We start from the raw sequence: 20,574 nt of genomic DNA, 5'->3' as shown, positions 1-20,574 counted from the left end.
GAATGCTAATTCCCCGAACTAATTTTTTGACCTATTTTCCTTTCTACTGCGTTAAGCTTTTTCGCCGTAGCTACGGCTATGCCTGTAAACCTTGCCTTGTAAAAAGAAAAATATTTTCAAAAACTTTAATTCGTTTTATTAACACTCTTCACACTAGTGTGAAACATATCACACTCTTTCTTATCCATTGCATATCTGTTTATTAGCAAGATCTTTTCATAAATATGCTCTACAACATCTCAGTATCGAATCAAAATATAGCGAAGCATCCGAATGAAATCATATTTTTGCATCTGTTATATCTAGATGTCTAGATGTTTTTATTTCTATAGGTATTAATTGTTACAAAATATTCTAATGGCAAAATATTTAATTGTTGGTGGAGTTGCAGGAGGAGCAACAACTGCAGCTCGTCTAAGAAGAATGGACGAGTCAGCTGAAATTATCATGTTTGAGCGAGGTGAGCATATTTCTTATGCAAATTGCGGATTACCCTATTATGTGGGCGGCGTAATCACCGAAAGGGAGAAACTTTTATTACAAACTCCGGAAAGCTTTCATGCAAGACTTCATGTTGATGTTCGTATTAAAAACGAAGTAGTTAAAATTAATCGCAAAGACAAAACCGTTGAAGTAAAAGATATTGCAAACAATCGATTTTATACGGAAAGCTACGATAAGCTAATTGTTTCGCCAGGAGCCGAACCCATTAAACCACCTATTCCGGGTATTATGGATGAAGCCATTTTTACTGTTCGCAATGTTAGAGATACTGATAAAATAAAAACTTATCGCGATAAGAAAAAGCCACAAAAAGCCGTTGTGGTTGGTGCTGGATTTATTGGCTTGGAGATGGCTGAAAACCTGCACCATTTGGGGATGATGGTTACCATTGTAGAAATGGCTGAGCAAGTAATGACACCCTTGGATTATGAAATGGCCGCTGTTGTTCATCAACATCTTAAAACCAAAAATGTTGAGTTTTTCCTGAAAGACGGCGTGAGTGAATTTCAACGCAAAGGAGATTACCTGGAAGTTCGTTTGCAATCGGGAAGAAAAATAGAAGCAGATATGGTGATTCTTTCCATTGGTGTTCGACCAGAAACCAAACTGGTTAAAGAAGCGGGAATTGAACTAGCTCCCAATGGTGGCATTCAGGTAAATGAATATCTGCAAACCAACGATAAACACATTTATGCACTTGGAGATGCCATTGCTTTTCCTCATCCTATCACAGGAAAATATACCAATGCGTATCTGGCAGGCCCTGCAAACAAACAAGCTAGAATGCTTGCCAATAATTTAGCACTAGGCCACAAATACAAGTACAAAGGAGCCATTGCAACCGCCATTGCAAAAGTTTTTGATTTGACTGTTGGCTCTACCGGACTAGCAGAGAAAGTCTTAAGAAAGGAAGGTATTGAATATGTATCCAATATTACCCATAGCGGATCTCATGCAGGATATTACCCTGGAGCTACTCCTACAAGTATTAAATTGATGTTCCATCCGGAAACAGGAAAACTATATGGTGCTCAAGTGCTAGGTTACGAAGGCGTTGATAAGCGAACGGATATGATCGCCACAGTGCTTCAAAATAACGGAACCATTTACGATCTTCAGGAAATTGAACATGCCTATGCTCCACCTTATTCATCTGCAAAAGACCCGGTTAATCAGGCAGGATTTACAGCAGGAAATATCATCGACGGCTTGGTAAAAATTATTCATTGGGATCAACTTCACCAAATTCATGCTGCCAACAATTATATTTTGGACGTTAGAACACCTGATGAATATGAATTGGGCAAAATTGAAGGATCCGTAAATATCGAAGTAGACCAAATCAGGAATCGATTGGATGAGATTCCAAAAAACAAGAAGATTATCATTTACTGCGGTGTTGGATTAAGAGGCTATTTTGCTGCACGAATTTTAATGCAAAAAGGTTTTACCGAAGTATACAATCTTAGTGGTGGATACAAAACCTACGAGCATGCCACTTGTAAACAAAGCAATGAGGATATCTTTGAATCGAGCTATATTGCTCGCGATGGGCACATTTACAGAGGCAAACCGAAAGAAGAACAAAAGGAAAAGACTATTATTACTGAAACCATTCAGGTAGATGCATGTGGCTTACAATGTCCAGGTCCAATTATCAAGCTAAAACAGGAAATGGATAAATTGGAGAATGGACAGCGTTTACAACAAAAAGTGACAGATGCAGGTTTTGTAAAAGATGCTGAAGCCTGGTGCAAAATGACTGGAAACAAATTAATTTCCATTGATTCGGATAAAGGAATTTACACCGCTGTGATTGAAAAACAGAAGCAAGAAGAGAAAACCGGTAATATCGGTCAACTTCCAAAAAATAAAACCATGGTGGTTTTTTCTGATGATATGGACCGTGCTTTGGCCTCATTGGTAATTGCTAACGGTGCTGCAGCTACAGGTAACAAAGTAACTCTATTCTTCACGTTCTGGGGATTAAATATCATTAAAAAAGCCGATAAGCCTAAAGTTAACAAAGATCTTATGGGTAAAATGTTTGGTCAGATGATGGCAAGTTGTGCCGACGATCTTAAGCTTTCAAAAATGAATATGATGGGCTTAGGATCTAAAATGATGAAGAAAAGAATGCTTTCTAAAAAAGTTGATTCTCTTGAAGATATGCTTAAAACAGCACTAGAAAATGGAGTTGAAATGATCGCCTGTCAAATGTCTATGGATGTAATGGGAGTTGAGGCTGAAGAATTACTGGATGGTGTACAGATTGGTGGAGTAGCTACCTACCTTTCAGAAGCTGAACAATCGAACTTGAATTTGTTTATTTAAAGACTTAAATCTTATTGCAAAATATAAACCTGGCAGAATACTGTCAGGTTTTTTTAATCCTTGTAAAAGGATAGCTAAGCTGGCAATTCTTTTGCAAATAGCAGGTTCTGTTTTTATTGGAACAAAAACAATACATTGCCAGTGTTTAGCTTAAGCGAAGTAACCGAATTTTCCTTGGTTCCAATAGCACCGAAAATCAGTCGGTTCATTATTCAATCTCCTCATCTTCTATTTTACTTGCATTTTTCATACGCAAATACACCAAACCCATAATACTTAAAAACCCAATCACTTTTAAATATTGCTTGGTTAAGGCAACAGTGTTTTTATCAGTACCACTGAGGATATCGGTGTTGTTAATCAGTAAAATTGCACCGAGCGAAAATGCTATAAGGGCAAGGAGTATGATAATAAATGTTCTTTTGTTCTTCATCGCTTTAAATTTAAAAGTCGAAGATACATTTTCCTTTGCACAATCACCGCTTAAGCTTTAAAGATTTGAAGAGCTGGACAATCAATCCAGAATTTCATATATTTAGTTATTTAGATTTAACTGATAACCAAATTAAAAAATCATGATTGATAAAATTAGTACTCTTGGTGGATACATACACGAATACCAGAAGAGTGTAGAAAATCCACAAGCCTTTTGGAGCAGAATAGCTGAAAGTTTCTTTTGGCGCAAAAAATGGGATAAAATTCTCGATTGGAATTTCACCGAGCCAAAAATCAATTGGTTCATAAACGGGAAGCTAAATATCACCGAAAATATATTCGAACGTAATTTATTTACTCGAGGTGATCAAGCTGCCATAATCTGGGAGCCCAACGATCCAAATGATAACAACAGGGTACTAACTTATAATGAACTTTTTCTTGAAGTAAAAAAGTTTTCCAATACAATGCTTCAGCTAGGTGTTGGTAAAGGCGACAGAGTTGCCATTTATATGCCAATGATACCAGAATTGGCAATCGCAATGTTGGCATGTGCCAGAATTGGGGCCATTCATTCCATTGTATTCGCAGGTTTTTCAGCAAACTCCCTCGCTGATAGAATTAATGATGCCGAGGCCAAATTGGTAATTACTTCTGACGGAGCTTATCGTGGCAATAAAATAATTCCTATTAAAGATATTGTTGATGAAGCATTGGAAAGTTGCTCTTCGGTTGAAAAGGTAATAATGGTTCAAAGAACCAATTCGGAAATCAATTTTAATGCACAAAGAGATTTGTGGTGGCACGAAGTTATGCAAAGTGCCAAAAAAGAAAATAAAGCAGAAGTAATGGATGCAGAAGATACTCTTTTTATTCTGTACACATCCGGCTCAACCGATAAACCCAAAGGAATTGTACACACTTGTGGTGGATACATGGTCTACTCTGCTTACACTTTTAAAAATGTATTTCAATACAGCGATGGTGATATTTATTTTTGTTCCGCTGATATTGGATGGATTACGGGTCATTCCTACATCGTTTATGGCCCCCTGCTTAATGGAGCAACAACGCTAATGTTCGAAGGAATACCAACCTATCCGGATGCGGGTAGATATTGGGACATTGTTAACAAATACGAAGTAGCTCAGTTCTATACTGCCCCAACTGCCATTCGCTCTTTAATTTCTATGGGTCAGGAATATGTCGAAAACAAAGACCTTTCTACACTGAAAGTTTTGGGTACAGTTGGTGAACCTATTAACGAAGAGGCATGGCATTGGTATCACGATCATGTTGGTAAAAATCGTTGTCCGATTGTTGATACATGGTGGCAAACCGAAACAGGTGGAATTTCCATTAGTCCCATTGCAGGAATTATCCCAACCAAACCTGGCTTTGCCACTCTTCCTCAACCGGGTATTCAACCTATTATTGTAGATGGCGATGGTCAAGAATTGGCAGGGAAAAGTGTAGAAGGAAATTTGTGCATTAAGTATCCTTGGCCAGGTATGCTACGCACAATTTGGGGAGATCATGAAAGATTCAAAAAAACCTACTTCAGTACTTTTGAAAATTTATACTTCTCGGGTGATGGCGTGAAACGAGACGAAGATGGATATTACAGAATACTTGGTAGAGTTGATGATGTAATCAATGTTTCAGGGCACAGAATGGGAACAGCTGAAGTTGAGAATGCCATTAACGAGCATCCTCTGGTTAATGAATCTGCTGTTGTTGGCTACCCTCATGATATTAAGGGACAAGGCATTTATGCTTTTGTAGTTTGTGGTGCTCTCTCTACCGGAGGTGAAGAAGGTATCAGAACCAGTATCCGCAAAGGTGTTACCAAAATTATTGGTCCCATAGCCAAACCGGATAGAATTTTATTGGTAAGAGCCTTGCCTAAAACAAGATCTGGAAAAATCATGCGACGAATTCTTCGAAAAATTGCACAAGGCGATTACTCTAATTTTGGTGATATATCTACCCTACTCGACACTTCTGTTGTAGAAGAAATTATTAAAGGAGCACTTGAAGAAGTAAAAGATTAAGGAAACAGTAAAAGATCATTCAATTTGGATGATCTTTTTTTAACTGAATCAATCAAATTTCTTACCGGATTAACTCTTCATTCCGGTTTTATTATAAAACGAACATGATTAAAAGAATTATTACACATACCCGATAATGATTATTTTGATTTTGTGGCTTCCTTCTGGCAAATGGAAAAAATATAACCAGAAAAACGAGTCGTAAATGGTTTTGATAATTTTGAGCTTTGAAATTCTTTCCACTTTTGGCTTCCCTTTCCCACAATAAAATTACCTTTAGACTGATGAAACGAGTATGATTAAAATAATTATTATACACAAATGATTATATTGATCTTGCGACTTCAATCTGACAAATGGAAGAAAATGATAAACAAATGAATTAAGCAGCAAAAAGCTTGATTCAATTAAAAATGAAAAACCACTATGATTACAAAAAAGGAAAAAGCTGTTGAAAACTTTAGGTCAGGTATGAACTGTGCTCAATCTGTTTTGCTGGCATTTTCAGATCAATACAAATTTGATGATAATCTTGCCTTTCAAATTTCCAGTGGATTTGGAGGTGGAATGGGACGACTTCAAAAAACCTGTGGAGCTGTTACCGGTGCTTTTATGCTTATCGGAATTCATAACTGCGAGAAGTATTCAAATCATAGTTTACAAACCGAAAACAACAGGAGTATGATACAAGAGTTCAATCGAAGGTTCACGCAAACATATGAATCATTGGATTGTAGGGATATTATTAAATGTGATTTAAATACTCCTGAAGGTCAGCAATATTGTAAAGAAAACAATTCAAAAGAAATCATCTGCACCAAATGTATTACAGATTCAATTGATATTGTAAACGCACTGATTACTCAATAAAAAAGCAGGCTTTACGGCCTGCTGTTTCATTCTATATCGAAGTACTAATTTTCGTTTCAAAGAGCTTTTCCATTACCTCCTTAACCTCGCTTAAATCAGGATTGATGTCGAAAACATGAGACGGTTCTAAATAAACTACTTCCTTCTCACGTTTGAATCGCTCTTCTCCTCCACCAGTAATATTCAGCATTACACAAGCATCCTTATCCAAATTACCCTTTTTGGCGTAGTTAATTAGAGTAGCTGTTGCAACCGCTGCTGCCGGATGAATATCATTTCCCTCGGTTTCCTCAAAGATCCTTGCAGCATCAGCTGCTTCTTCGTTGGTAGCTTTCAATACATCGCCACCAGCATCCTTCATCGCATCATATAATCCTCCAATAATTGAATAAGGAGGTTTTCTGTTCGAAAGAACCTTCGCAACAATTTCCTCTACCTGCTTTCTTGCCAAATTATCATCTAAAGGCAACATTTCACGCGAATCTTCTCTCCAGGCATCATGCATTGGCAAGAATGGCTCATTTTGAGAAACCATTAGTTTCATTTTGTTAGAACCGAATCTGCCGTCCTCTATAAAACGTAAATTCGCTTCCCAAGCAGCAATAGCCCCGGTACCCGAACCAACAGCCTGAAAATAGTAATCAGGAATTTTCCCGATTTCAGTAACCGCTGAGTTTACCGTACAAGCCATCCCGTCACGACGAGCAACATTCTTAGCGCCACCCTCAGCAATGAACCCATCAAGTTGACATGCCAGATTAGACAAGTGAATCGCATCGAAATAATCACTTCCTGATTTGGTTACAACAAGCTTCACATTCTTGTTGATAGGTTTATCGAACCACAATGCATTGATATTATCCTCAGGAACACATAACAACAATGGGATATTATTATCTGAACATACCCTTGCAAATGCTCTTGCCGTATTTCCTGCCGATGCAACAACCAAAGTATTCTTGTCATCTGCCAGCCTACCGCCTACAGCATAAGCTTCTGTTTCTTTAAACGAGCAAGTTCTAAAGTTTGCACCTTTTTCCGGCCAGTATCCACTAAATGTGATATAAAGATTATTCAAACCAAGGTATTTTGCCAAACCTTCACTCTTATAAGTAGCTGGTGCTGATGAACCTTCTAATGTTTTATGAACTGGTAACCAGTCGGAAAACTTATAAATCCCCAGAGCCTTATCTTTTACTTCAATTTGCTTTTTGTCGTAAATTGCTCTTATTAAACAAGGTTTATCTTCTCCGGGAGCGTCAAGAGTCCATCCTTCATCCTCGAATCTTTTTCCTGTTTCAAGCGACTCTAAAATATAGTCGGTTGGTCGAAAATCATTTGCCATTTTAACTTGTTTTGTTTTTGAAGATGTAAAAATAGTGAATTTACTGTATTGTAATAGTTTTTGAGTTTTTTTTACCTTCTCAAATTCCAGATTAATTGCTAACTATAAAAAAATATTTTTATCAATTCGATATTTAATTATTACACAAAATTATATCTTTAATAATCAAAATAAACTACTAGCACTTTAAACTTGTGATTGAAAAGGAACAGTTATTAAGAATGGATAAAAACGAAATCGAATTAGGGAAAGGCATATCCGGGGTATATTTTGGTATGATTCAAGCCGAAGTTGAAAAGATACTTGGTAAAGCCGATGATGTTGGAGAATATTCTCTATCCCCAAACGAAAACAGCATTACTCTTTTCTACAACTCTAAGGGATTAAGTTTTACATTCGAATCTGTCGATCAATTCAAATTAAGTTACATTTCTGTTTACCATACCCAATATCACATTTTTAGCTTCATCAGAATAGGCTTATCAAAAAAAAACCTGCTAGATGAGTTGGAACATTTCCAACTCGGAAAAGCTGAATTTGAAAAAGCTGAATCAGAAGAATTTCCTACCCATGAATTAATTTATTTTCCTAATGAAAACCTACACTTATGGTTAGATGATGGAAAAATCTCAGAAATTCAATTTGGTCCTTTTTGGGAAGACATGAAAACTATAGTTTGGGAAGATTAAGACTTGATTTGATACTTATTTAACGTGAGTTCGATGTAAAATTCTATCCACAGAAAGTTCTATTTGGGATAGATTTGCATTAAAAATTTGGAAAGAATAGCGGGCTATTTTGAGGAATTTTTAATGTGAAGATCTCGTAAAGAGAACTTTACATTATGTGTTTGCCTGCTTTCGGCATAAATTTCCTCAAATCTTCTTGAAATATCCCGATATTCCTTCGAAAATTTGAGAAAATTTCTACTCAAAATCAGATCAAACTGTGAACGAATTTTACCTCGAACTCACGTTATTTAAAAAATCTCTTCATTCTATTTCTTAATTTTTCTAAATTGCAGTCGATTTTGAGAAATCGCACAACTAAATATTACTTCCCAATCAAAATGCTCAAATTTTCTTTTGAGTAAAAGATGGTTTTGTTATTTAATTATTTTATTCAGGTGAATTGCTATGAATTCTCCTGCGAAAAATCATAAGCATGAACAAACTATCTTACGAGCATGGTAGCTCAGAAATACCGTTATTAGGCGAAACCATAACGGAAAGATTAAGAAAAACAGTAGAATTATATCCCGAAAGAGAAGCCTTAATAGTGCCTTTTCAGGGCTATAGAGTTAACTACCAAGAGTTTTGGAATCAAATTGAAGATGTAGCCAAAGGGCTGTTGGCTTTTGGTGTTCAAAAAGGAGACCGTGTAGGAATATGGTCGCCCAACCGACACGAATGGGTAATTGTACAATTTGCAACGGCTAGAATTGGTGCAATCCTGGTAAATGTTAATCCGGCATACAAAGCATCGGAATTGAAATTTGCATTGCGCCAATCTGAAATTAGTCTTCTGATTATGTCGAAGAACTTTAGAAAGACAGATTATTTTGAAATCATTCAAGAGGTCAGAAAATCTTGCATTCATTTAAAACAAATCGTGATTCTTGACAGAGACTGGCAAGCACTTATTGAAGCCGGAAAAAGAATCCCGACGAAGGAAGTTGACGAAATTGAAGCAACATTACAATTCGATGATCCCATTAATATTCAATACACATCGGGAACAACAGGTTTTCCTAAGGGTGCAACCTTAACCCACCATAACATTCTTAACAACGGTTACTTTATTGGTGAACGACTAAAATATACCGAAAACGACAGGGTATGCATTCCGGTTCCTTTTTATCATTGCTTTGGAATGGTACTTGGCAACCTTGCATGCATCACACATGGATCTGCAATGATTATCCCCGGGGAAGCTTTCGAAGCTGAAACCGTACTGCAAACCGTTCAAGACGAAAAGTGCACCTCTCTTTACGGAGTTCCTTTAATGTTTATTGCCGAGTTGGAGCATCCTAAGTTTAAAAAGTACGATATGAGTAGTTTGAGAACGGGCATTATGGCCGGTGCATCCTGTCCGGAAAAAGCAATGCGCGAAGTGCAAGAAAAAATGAACATGAAAGATGTAGCCATCTGTTATGGAATGACTGAAACATCTCCGGTATCGACTCAAACTTTCGTTAATGATGAATTGGACAAAAGAGTGAGTACTGTAGGAAAAGTTCATCCTCATCAGGAAATCAAGATTATAGATCCGGTAACCGGAAAAATTGTACCAAGGGGGGAAAGTGGTGAGTTTTGTACCCGAGGCTATTCGGTTATGCTAAAATATTGGAACAACGAAGAGGCTACCAATGCTGTTATTGATGATGCCGGCTGGATGCATACTGGTGATATTGCCAGTATGGATAAAGATGGCTATGTTACCATAACAGGCAGAATTAAAGACATGATCATTAGAGGTGGTGAAAACATATCTCCTTTCGAAATTGAAGAGTATCTGCATACGCATGAAGCGATAAGCGAGACATATGTGATTGGTGTACCTGATTACAAATATGGCGAAGTGGTAATGGCCTGGGTAAAATTTAAAGAAGGAAAATTAGCCACGGAAGAAGAACTACGCGAATATTGTAAAGGACAAATTGCTACATATAAGATTCCTAAATACTTTAAATTCACAGATGAATTTCCAACAACTGTAACAGGAAAAATCAGAAAAATTGAGATGAGAGAAATTTCAAGTAAGGAATTGGGACTGGTTGGAAGATAAATGGATAATATCTTGCCTTCTCTTTTAGCAAAGATTATCCAAAAGAAATAAGAGTTTAAAAAAAAGTAGATCCAAAGCAATGCCTTGGATCTACCTCTAGTATTTTAATTTAACTGTACAGCATTAAAGCAGTCTTTATCAAACACTACAAAATCTATCGCATACTTGCAGATTTATTACGGCAATAACTCTTTGTGCAGTCTTACCTCGAACTCTTTAACATGATGCGGATTACCATCATTAAAGAAATCTAGAATATAAGGCTTGTTGCAATGCGCATCGAAAGTTTCCTGATCGTACCATTTTTCGATAAAAGTGATTTTGTTTGGCTCATCCACAGCCTGATTTAATTCATAACGAATACATCCTCCCTCTTGCAGCGTCAAAGGGATTAATTTGTGTAGATTTTGAATTAACTGATCGACTTCGCCTTCTTTGGCTGTAAAATTGGCAATACACACCAATTGTGTTTCGTTTCTATTGATTTCCATTTGTATTGTTTTGTATAGGTATATTTTTGATCAAACTTAATGAAAAATTGCAAATCTCGAACGGTAAAATCCAAGTATTAAGTAACGTGAGTTCGACGTAAAATTCTATCCACAGAAAGTTATATTTGCGATAGATTTGCATTAAAAATTTGGAAAGAATAGCGGGCTATTTTGAGGAATTTTTAATGTGAAGATGTCGTAAAGAGAACTTTCCATTATGTGTTTGCCTGCTTTCGGCATAAATTTCCTCAAATCTTCTTGAAATATCCCAATATTCCTTCGAGAATTTGAGAAAATTTCTACTCAAAATCAGATCAAACTGTGAACGAATTTTACCTCGAACTCACGTTAAGTATGAAGTAAAAAGAATAAAGGATAAGGGGTGATGGGAAAAAAGGATAAGCAATCACCAATAACTACAAGCTCAAACCCATTGCCAATCAACCAGTAACCAATTTTCTAACTTATTCACCAATCAACTACCAAAGACATGAAAAAAGAATGCCGCCCCAGAAATTGGAACGGCATTATATATTGAGCTTTTGTTTCGATTAAAATATTCCGGGGATTCCGGGAAGCTGTCCCACTAATGCCAGCGAAACCACACAAACAATAAACATTGCACCAGGAATAATCAATTTTTCTTTCCAACTCAATTCAGCTGCACGCTCGCTATCACCAATCAATCCCATATTATCCAATAACATGGTAAATGCCCATCCAAAAACAGGATTTACAAAAGCACATGCAAAAATACAGGTACCTGCACTTAATGAATCTTTGTGCTTGCGAACCATTTGCATACCCGCCTCAAGTAGTGGCAAAAATACACCCACTATTAATGCTACGCGAAGAACGGGTTCCCACATCGCCAAATCCATAGGATATCCGAATACCGAAGCCAATACGCAAAGCAAAGCAGTTAAAACTGCTCCACCAGGGATCGGACGCTTGGCAATTGCCGCAGGAATCATATAAGTTCCCCAAGAAGAAGCAATATTACCACCTCCTAATGCTGTACCAATCATTTGACGAACCGAAGCAACAGTCATGGTATCATCCACATCCATTAAAACATTCTTGGCTTTTTTGGGATAGTTTAATTCCTGGAATACACGGTGCCCCAAATAATCGGGAGACCACATGGCAACGGCCAAAATTGCAAAGGGGATAACAGCAATAAAGTGTCCTACGTTTGGCAATCCAAGCTGCCATCCAGTATCTTCGCCCCACCACCACATAGGGTTCAAGTGAGGTAAACCGGGTTTGGTAGTAAATGCAAAATCAGCTCCCAATGCAAAGGCAACAATACCAGCAATAGCCGAACACAAAGGAATAGCCAACCAACGTTTGTTAATTTTAGCCAAATATGCATAAATCAAAATGGTAATTCCGATTACTGCAAAAGAAACATATCCTATGTCTCCTGAGCTAGCCCAGGCTTGTAATTTCGAAATTTGACTCAGCAAACCCACAGCTCCCAAATAGATTAATAATCCACCTCGAACTCCAACACCTGTAAGTTTCATTAATTTAGAGCCACCTTTGGTGATACTTAAAGCAAGTCCGAATACACCAATAAGAATACCCAAGGCAAGAGGGTGACCACCAGCGGCAGCAATAATAGGAATCAAAGGAATCATAGGACCGTGAGTACCGGCAAGGTTGGCATTTGGGTTTAGAATTGCCGAAAACAGAAGTACAAAAATACCACCGGCTATTAACAATTCGTAACGAACATTTTCAGCAACAAATTCAGGCGATAAGCCAAACTGCGTAGCAAATACGGCAACCATAGCTGTTACCATAACCACCTTACCTATGGTGGCAGCCAAGGCAGGCACCCAGTCTTCCAATTCGATGTGGAAATCTCTGAATGGCAAATGAATTCGCCACCTGCGAAATTTCATAATTTCGAGTTCATGTTCAAGATAGGCTTCTCTGCTCTCGAACTCATGCGCCTTTTTACGCCTTTGTTTGTAAGAGTTTTGATTCTCTTTTTTCATATTAATTGATTTAGATGTTTTTACAAACCCCTATTCAGCTACCTACGCGTTTTCAGGGGCAAAAAATCCTCGTAAAACTAAGAAAAAATAATGGTCAAATATTGAAAGAAAATGCCAAATTATTATCATCAACTGCCTACGACCGAAAATTAGAAAAAGGAGCTGATCTTAAAGCCGTTGAATACATAGGGAATTCTAGATTAGATTCTGAACCATTTGCAAACTTTCTATTCAGGCTTTCTTTAGCCAGCGAATCAAATTTAAAACATCTGGTATGGATTAAATCATGATTTAGACTACTCCGCTAAAAGTCGAAAGGACTATAATGTTGATTTAATACCCTTTTTTAAAAATTGAAATGGCTTAAATTTTCATTTTATATGCTTCGCTAACGAACCAAATGGGTATAATCATGATTGGCTTAGCAGAAAAATCAGTTTAAAGCACTATTGCCATGCACTTCACTCTTTAATAACCTCATGTAAAGTACTCTAATATCGGTCTGTCCCCTATTGCTAAGCTATATGGTTCTTCTACACCTAAAAAATAAAAGCAAATCCCAGGTTTATCTTTTTTAATAGATAAAGCATGAGGGATTTGCTTTTCGATCTGTTGTAAAAAGTAATTAAAGCCTTTTAAAAAAAGCCTAATTGCTTAACAATTGCGGCAGTAGTGTGTTATGCCGGTATTATCATTTAAAAATCCATACCAATGGTGAACATGGTATTGCGTCCTTGCCCTGGAATAAACTGATTAGACCATATTCCACTTGAATAATAATTCTCATCGAAAATATTATTGATTTTTAATTTTATGTACATCTTATCAAACTTATACCCAAGGCTAGCATCAACCAAGCAATACGATGGCAATTCATAATCATTCGATGAACTTGTGAACACGGCATCAGTATAATCAAATCCAGCACCTAAGCTTAAGTTCTTAAGCAAACCTTTTGGCACTTGGTAATGAGTCCAAACAAAAACACGATTTTCCGGATTTTTTCTTACACTATTGCCTGCTTTAGCGTTTGTTTTGTATTTGCTATTAGAGAATTTTCGGAATTTAGCAACATTATAACTATATCCAAAAGTGGTATTCCAGTCTTTTGAAGGTTTATAAATAAAATCAATATCAAAACCTTTTGAATCTACAACACCAACTTGACCATATGTTACCTTACCATCAACCACCTCACCAAGATTCTCTACAATATTATTTTTCTTAATGTAGTAGGCACTTGCATTAAGCTGAACCTTATTATTCCAATCATATTTTACACCAGCTTCAATTTGATACCCATCTTCCGGCTCAAATAATTCTTCTCCATCTTTTGGAAAGAATTGAATTCCATTTTTGTCTAAATATGCATAATTCTCGTTGTATACTGTTCTTTTAGGCTTGAAAAAGCTTGAGTAAGAAGAATAAAGAGAAAGATCATCATTTGGTTGATATACAACTCCCAATCGGTAAGTTAAAGCATTATTTACAATGGTTTTTGTAGGAGTCTTATCAATTTTATTACGTCCTCTACTTATACCTGAAGTTTGTCTTTCCATGTGATAATTATCGTAACGAATGGCTGCCAAAAAGTTCAGTTTATCCGAAACTTCAATTAAATCCTGAAAGTACAATCCATTCACCATTTCGCGGTATATTCTTGCACCCGAGAATTTAGATCGTAAACCACCTTGATTCCAAACCGGATCAACTATCGAAACTGTAGCATCACGCACATCAACATAATCGCCAGCCACACCTCCATAGTAGATATCTTCTTTACTATATCCTGTGTACGAGATTCTATCTACGTACATAAAAAAGTGTCCAACATTTATTTTGTGCTTTAATGATCCTGTTTCTAATTTGGTTTGATAATCGATATAATTTTGGTATGTTTTCGTGCGATGCATAAAACGGAAAGGATAAGCACGTCTTAAAGAATCTAAACTAATATAAGTTTTACTTCCATCTCCATTTAAATAGTAATTATTATAAATAGGAGAATCGGAAGTTAAATATCTTATTGCTTCTGTTGAAAAGTAATCTATCACATCATTAGTATATGAAGCATGTATTTTAAGATTTGATTTGCTTCCTACTTTTCCAATGTACTTTACTGATGCATTTACATTTTTGTGCTTCAAAAAATCCGCCGGATCGTTATATCGCTGTTCTCTATCAAAATTAGTAGGAAGATCGCCTTTACGATACAATAGCTGATCATTTTCAGAATAAACGTCATTTTTTACAACGGGTAAACCTGTCTCTGTACCGTAGATATCGTTGTTTGCTCCGATTTTAAATTCTAAGGCATTTCTATCATCTAAATTGTAGTTTACAGCCAAGTATCCATTTAGTGTTTTCTCACTTGCATCTCTCCATCCTTTCGAATCTGAGAAACTTCCATCGAACCTATAACTTAATTTTTCGTTTAATTTGTTTCCAAAACCTAAGGCCGTTCTTTTTGTATCCCAGCTACCATAACTAAGTGATGCATTCGCATTAAACGTATTACTTGGTTGTTTGCGAACAATGTTAAGAATTCCTCCAACAGCCGAATGACCGTAAAGTACAGATGCAGGACCTTTTAAGTATTCAATTCTTTCAACCGATGCCAATGATGTAAGAGGTGCACTGTTTGAAAAATTCATACGTTCATCCCTGGCACCATCAAGCATAATAACCGGTGCTCCAAAGCCACGCATTTTAAAAGTTTGGAATCCTCCGTAATTAACTACAGGTTTAATCCCAGTGGCATATTTTAAAGCATCATTAATAGTTGTTACTTGCGTTTGCTCCATTAATTCAATGGATACAGTAGATGTTGTAAGTGGAATGTCTTTAAGAGGAGCTGCCAGTTTCAGCACTTCTTCGGTTTCTCTTACCGCTTTCGCTGATATATCTACACCATCGAGAATGGTAACTGCTCTTTTTAATTTTATAGTAATGGATTTGTGCTTTTTACCTGTATCAATTGTACGATTATAATTTTCATATCCTACAAAGCTTACATTTAATTGGCATTTGCCCGAGGGGACATTTATAAATTCAAAACTTCCATCTTTTTTAGATGTTGTACCCAATTTTAATTTCTTTAAGTACAAATTGGCACCTTCGATTGGATTCCCCGAATCCTGATCGAGAACAAATCCTGTTACACTCTGTTGAGCCCAAATAGCGGCTGGTAAACACAAAAGGGCAATCAACAATACACTAAGTCGTTTAATCATGGTCTTGCTTTTTTTAGTAAATAAAACACAACACCTTACCTCCACACCAATGTAGGATGATACCAAAAGTAAATATCGAACTCGCGCATCTGTTCAATACATATACTTCGATTCCCGGAAGCAAAATGCAATTAGTTATCATTTGGCAGGTCTCCTGACTTTTCTCAACTGCGACCGCCTTCCCCTTCACAAAAAGGCTCAGAGTGGCATAGTGGTATCGCAGTTATGCTTCACCAATTTGGTAAAACGAGAATTACAGTAGCGGGTACTGTTCCGGATTCTCACCGGATTCCCTTTTCATTCTATCACCCGAAAGGATGAGTCGAACACCAAAATCGCTGCAAATATAAATTGTTTTTTGAGATTAGCTTTCTATTTTGAATTGAATTAACCAAAAAGAAACCTCACTAAAATATCTTTTTTATCAATTCGCTACTTCCACTTTTTCCTTTAGGGATTTAAATCCTTTACCAATGGTTTCGTTGGTTTCCATCACAGTAAAAAATGCAGCAGGATCAACTCTGTGAATATAGTCTTCGAGAAAGGACAGTTCGCGCCTGTTCAGTACAACAAAAATCATATTTTTAGGAGCTTTATTGTAAATTCCCTGCCCCTGAATAAATGTGCCGCCGCGTTTTAAATCATTACTAATCATACTTCTTATCAACTCATACTGGTCGGATATAATAAGTATGGCTTTTTCAACATTGCTCCCTTGTAATGTCATATCAATTGCTTTTCCGGTGATATAGATTACAATCCATGAATACAGGGGAATTTGCCAGTCAATATCTACAATCAAACTACACAAAACAATGGTAGAGTCAACATAGATCATCAATTTGCCCAAGGATATGCGTGTGTACTTTTCGATGATCATTGCGATGATATCAGAACCTGCTGTTGTTGCTCTTGCCTTAAATACCAAGGCTAAACCAAAACCAATAAGAATTCCACCAAAAACACAGGATAACAATACATCTTCAACCAAAGGGGTTAGTCCCCACCAAGCAGTTAAAGAATCAATAAATATGGTACACAAAATAAAGCCAATTACCGTTTTAATGCCGAACTTTGACCCTAATACCTTTATGCCTAAAATGGTAAGTGGTATGTTTATCAGCAAACCCGTAAAACCAATGGGTATTCCACCTTTATATTTTATAAACATTTCATTCACATATTTCAAACACTCGTGCCAAAATCCAGTATCCGTTAATTCGTTAATGGCAAATGGCCCATTGGGAAACATGCCTTGTGTAAGATTATTAATAATGATTCCAACACCGTAAACACCACCTGGTACGATTCCATGAGGATCAATAAAGAAAACAAAACCTGCAGCCATTATAAAGGTTCCTGCAATCACTAAAGTGTATTGATAAATCCATTGATAGGATAAAAATTTGTTTTTCTGTAGTAAAGTCATTTCTTTAATCTTTTATATTTCTGAATACATAATTGTGAGATATAGGCATTGCAATACCAGTTTTGCAATGAATTGTATTGAAAACCAATGTTGTTTAACCAGCCTATAGATTAGGAAAAGGTGCACCAGAATAAATACTGCTATCATATCCTGGCAATTAAGAAAGTATTATAAGTGAATACTCTTTGGAAATTGAACTTTCACAAGTAGGTACAGAAAAATAAAGAAACAGCTATTTTTAAGCATGATTCAATTACTTTTTAATTAAAAAACTCACACTTAAAATCCTTCAAGTGCTTTTATTTAGCAAACTTTTTCTTACATGCACTTCTATCCAGGAAGCAATATGTAATTAGTAATTATTTGGCAGGTTTCCTGACTTTCCTCAATTGCAACAGCCTTCCCCTTCTCATACAGATTAGAGTGGCATGACGGAATTGCATTTGTGTTTCACCAAGCTGGCAAAACTGAGAATTACAGTAGCGGGTACTGTTCCGGATTTTCACCGGATTCCCTTTTGATTCAATCTTCCGAAAGGATGAGTTGATCACCAAAATCGAGACAAATGTATTGTATTTTTTTTTGCATATAAACCCAGCCACTCGCAAAATAAAAGTGTTGTATAACACAAATTCGAAGAACTACAGTACCTATTCTAAAAAGCCTTAATCCCTAATATTTCTTCTGAACAGCGTATGGTAAAAAATATTTAATCAATAGCTTAAGCAAGTGGCACTTTCTAAATTGAAGACATGTATCCATTTTAATTTGCTTTTTTGATTTGTTTTTTGATAACTTTGCCTTCGATAATAAAATAAGATATCCCGTAAAGGGATTTAAAAGGGAATCATGTGAAAATCATGAGCTGACGCGCAACTGTGATTCCGACCTAAAGTTTGTAAGAACAAAGCCACTGTTCCAATGTGAGGAATGGGAAGGCCTTATAAACCGGAAAGCCAGGAGACCTGTCTTATTTGAGTAAAGATTGAAGCTTTCGCGAACCAAAGCAAAAAATCAGGTCTTCCGTTTAGAACATTATTCCTTTTGTTCGAGAATTACCTGTCTTTTTTCTGTTTGCAAGCATTCAATTGTAACAATTAATGTTTTAGCTATGCAAGCAACAAATAACACTCCTCGCGTAATGGAGTTTACACATCACTTTTTCCTGTGCAAATTGCTTTTTTGCACAACTACTTCTGTAAACAATCTTTGTAATAAAATTTGGTATTGATTCCTGACTAGCCCTCGAAATCAATGTCGATAAAGTGCGGCTTCCCAAGGTGGTTCAATTATTTCAATTGTGTTCTGATAAGGTTTTATAGCATCATATCGGTAAGTATCAGTCACAATTGATGAGCTGTAATTAGATTAGGCTTTTATTAGGGAAGCCGCACTAAATCCTTTTAAAATCCATGCTTATGAGTTTTTTAGAACTATTCGCTAAACCTGGAACTGCCTCAACCATCATGATTATGTGTATTGTAGCAGTGCTTGGTATTCTGTTTGGTAAAATCAAAATCTTAAAAATTAAACTGGGCATTGCCGGAATCCTATTTTCGGGATTGCTAATCGGACATCTGGGAGCTGAAACTGATCCGCACGTCCTACACTTTATCAAAGAGTTTGGTTTAATTCTTTTTGTATATTCCATTGGACTTGAAGTTGGTCCTCGCTTACTTCCCTCCTTAAAAAAGAACGGATTAAAAATCAACATGCTTGCAGCAGGCATTGTTATTACCGGTTTTTTTACCGCTGTAGCAGTAAAATTCATTTTTAATGTGCCTATTTCGGTAATTACGGGAGTAATGTGTGGAGCAGTAACCAACACCCCTGCATTGGGCGCAGCTCAGCAATCCATTGGCGATATATTAAATAATGCTGATTTAGCTGCCGCAAGCACACAAACTGTTGGGATGGCCTATGCCGTAGCTTACCCTTTCGGGATATTCGGTATTATCATCACCATGATCGTTCTTAGAGTAATCTATAGAATTAATGTAAAAAAGGAAGAAGAACAATACAGAAAAGAGATAACAGGATTGGATGGAAAGCTGATTGCCATTAACATCGAAATTACCAATCAAAATATTATTGGTAAGAGTATTGAATTTTTAAGCAATACTTGCAATAAGGATTTTGTTCTTTCGCGCATCCAGAGAAAGGGTGAGTTTTTGGCTGCTGATTCTGATTTAATCATAGAACAAGGAGACAAATTATATGGTGTTTCGAGCCAGGTAAACTTTAAGAACATTGAGCTGAACCTTGGTAAGATTAATGAAACAAAAGAACAGGAAATTAGTGGTAGACTTGGAATGAAACAAGTAATGATTACCAATAAAAAGCTGGCAGGGCAAAGTATCAAGCAGATTGGAATATCACGTCGTTTTCCTGTAAATATCACCAGAATTTATCGCAATGGTGTTGAATTGATGCCTACCGAAGAGGATAGTATCGAATTTGGTGATACCGTTAGAATTGTAGGTGAAAAATCTGCACTCCCTCAAGTTTCAAAGTTACTTGGTAACTCGGTAAAAGAGCTTTCGCACCCTAATATATTACCTATTTTTATGGGAATATTGTTAGGAGTTTTAATTGGTTTAATTCCTATTCACATTCCAGGATTACCCGCTCCAGCCAAATTGGGATTGGCTGGCGGCCCCTTATTAATTGCATTAATCCTGGGTCATACCGGAAGAATTGGCAAGATGGACTTTTACATGACCCCCAGTGCCAACTTGTTTATTCGTGAATTGGGTATTGTTCTCTTCCTTGCCTGCGTTGGGCTTTCTTCAGGCAAGCATTTTATTGAGACACTGCTGAACGAAGGTTACATTTGGATGCTATACGGTGTAATCATCACTTTTGTACCACTCATTACTTTCGCAATCATTGCAAGAATTTTAAAAATCAACTACCTGTCGATATGCGGTTTGCTTTCAGGGTCGATGACTGATCCTCCTGCTTTGGAGTTTGCCAATTCAATAGCACCTGTTCAGGCACAATCTACAGCCTATGCCACGGTTTACCCATTGGTGATGTTCCTGAGGGTATTGCTGGCTCAGGTGTTGGTGTTGCTTTTTAGCTAA

Annotated in this window: 13 protein-coding genes and 3 riboswitches; of the genes, 7 read left to right on the top strand and 6 right to left on the bottom strand. The window is 36.7% G+C overall.

The annotated features are described in order from the left end of the window. Positions 1-357 precede the first annotated feature (357 nt). The gene (locus ACO05S_RS16495; RefSeq protein WP_421919116.1) at positions 358-2,838 is read left to right on the top strand and encodes an FAD-dependent oxidoreductase; all 2,481 of its coding nucleotides are present in this window, start codon (positions 358-360) and stop codon (positions 2,836-2,838) included. 208 nt (positions 2,839-3,046) lie between these two features. Here ACO05S_RS16495 and ACO05S_RS16490 read toward each other — a convergent pair whose 3' ends face one another. Then, on the bottom strand, positions 3,047-3,271 hold the full coding sequence (locus ACO05S_RS16490) for a hypothetical protein (RefSeq protein WP_421919115.1): 225 nt from the start codon (positions 3,269-3,271) through the stop codon (positions 3,047-3,049). Between the two features lie 142 nt (positions 3,272-3,413). On the opposite strand from ACO05S_RS16490, the gene acs reads away from it, so the two are divergent. Together acs and ACO05S_RS16480 are read left to right on the top strand one after the other, a co-directional pair. Next, positions 3,414-5,327, top strand: a complete 1,914-nt coding sequence (gene acs, locus ACO05S_RS16485; protein ID WP_421919114.1) for an acetate--CoA ligase — start codon at positions 3,414-3,416, stop codon at positions 5,325-5,327. A gap of 426 nt (positions 5,328-5,753) precedes the next feature. Beyond that, entirely contained in the window at positions 5,754-6,197 is a 444-nt protein-coding gene (locus ACO05S_RS16480) for a C-GCAxxG-C-C family protein (RefSeq protein WP_421919113.1), read from the top strand. Between the two features lie 31 nt (positions 6,198-6,228). Here the strand turns inward: ACO05S_RS16480 and ACO05S_RS16475 are convergent, their stop codons facing one another. Then, positions 6,229-7,542, bottom strand: coding sequence for a cysteate synthase (locus ACO05S_RS16475; protein WP_421919112.1), 1,314 nt, complete (start codon positions 7,540-7,542; stop codon positions 6,229-6,231). Between the two features lie 194 nt (positions 7,543-7,736). Between ACO05S_RS16475 and ACO05S_RS16470 the strand changes: the two genes are divergently transcribed. After that, entirely contained in the window at positions 7,737-8,231 is a 495-nt protein-coding gene (locus tag ACO05S_RS16470; protein ID WP_421919111.1) for a hypothetical protein, read from the top strand. Positions 8,232-8,706: 475 nt separating this feature from the next. After that, positions 8,707-10,329, top strand: coding sequence for an AMP-binding protein (locus ACO05S_RS16465; RefSeq protein ID WP_421919110.1), 1,623 nt, complete (start codon positions 8,707-8,709; stop codon positions 10,327-10,329). Between the two features lie 176 nt (positions 10,330-10,505). Here ACO05S_RS16465 and ACO05S_RS16460 read toward each other — a convergent pair whose 3' ends face one another. Continuing rightward, positions 10,506-10,820: a putative quinol monooxygenase gene (locus ACO05S_RS16460; RefSeq protein WP_421919109.1), complete on the bottom strand. Its 315-nt coding sequence runs from the start codon at positions 10,818-10,820 to the stop codon at positions 10,506-10,508. Between the two features lie 551 nt (positions 10,821-11,371). Further along, positions 11,372-12,826: a DUF3360 family protein gene (locus ACO05S_RS16455; RefSeq protein WP_421919108.1), complete on the bottom strand. Its 1,455-nt coding sequence runs from the start codon at positions 12,824-12,826 to the stop codon at positions 11,372-11,374. A gap of 14 nt (positions 12,827-12,840) precedes the next feature. On the opposite strand from ACO05S_RS16455, the gene ACO05S_RS16450 reads away from it, so the two are divergent. Continuing rightward, a complete protein-coding gene (locus tag ACO05S_RS16450) occupies positions 12,841-13,116 on the top strand; it encodes a hypothetical protein (RefSeq protein WP_421919107.1) in 276 nt (91 codons plus the stop codon). A 405-nt stretch (positions 13,117-13,521) separates the two neighbouring features. On the opposite strand, the gene ACO05S_RS16445 is transcribed toward ACO05S_RS16450, so the two are convergent. Together ACO05S_RS16445 and ACO05S_RS16440 are read right to left on the bottom strand one after the other, a co-directional pair. Then, a complete protein-coding gene (locus ACO05S_RS16445) occupies positions 13,522-16,059 on the bottom strand; it encodes a TonB-dependent siderophore receptor (RefSeq protein WP_421919106.1) in 2,538 nt (845 codons plus the stop codon). A 127-nt stretch (positions 16,060-16,186) separates the two neighbouring features. Continuing rightward, a riboswitch (cobalamin riboswitch) is annotated at positions 16,187-16,408 on the bottom strand. A gap of 75 nt (positions 16,409-16,483) precedes the next feature. Further along, complete coding sequence (locus ACO05S_RS16440) at positions 16,484-17,488, bottom strand: YitT family protein (RefSeq protein ID WP_421919105.1); 1,005 nt, start codon at positions 17,486-17,488, stop codon at positions 16,484-16,486. Positions 17,489-17,836: 348 nt separating this feature from the next. Then, a riboswitch (cobalamin riboswitch) is annotated at positions 17,837-18,058 on the bottom strand. A gap of 230 nt (positions 18,059-18,288) precedes the next feature. Next, positions 18,289-18,475, top strand: a riboswitch (cobalamin riboswitch). 431 nt (positions 18,476-18,906) lie between these two features. Here ACO05S_RS16440 and ACO05S_RS16435 point away from each other — a divergent pair. Beyond that, a complete protein-coding gene (locus ACO05S_RS16435) occupies positions 18,907-20,574 on the top strand; it encodes a putative transporter (RefSeq protein ID WP_421919104.1) in 1,668 nt (555 codons plus the stop codon).

Source organism: Marinifilum sp., assembly GCF_965230805.1.
In the GTDB taxonomy this organism is placed as follows: Bacteria; Bacteroidota; Bacteroidia; order Bacteroidales; family Marinifilaceae; genus Marinifilum.
This window is presented reverse-complemented; position numbering and strand designations above follow the sequence as displayed.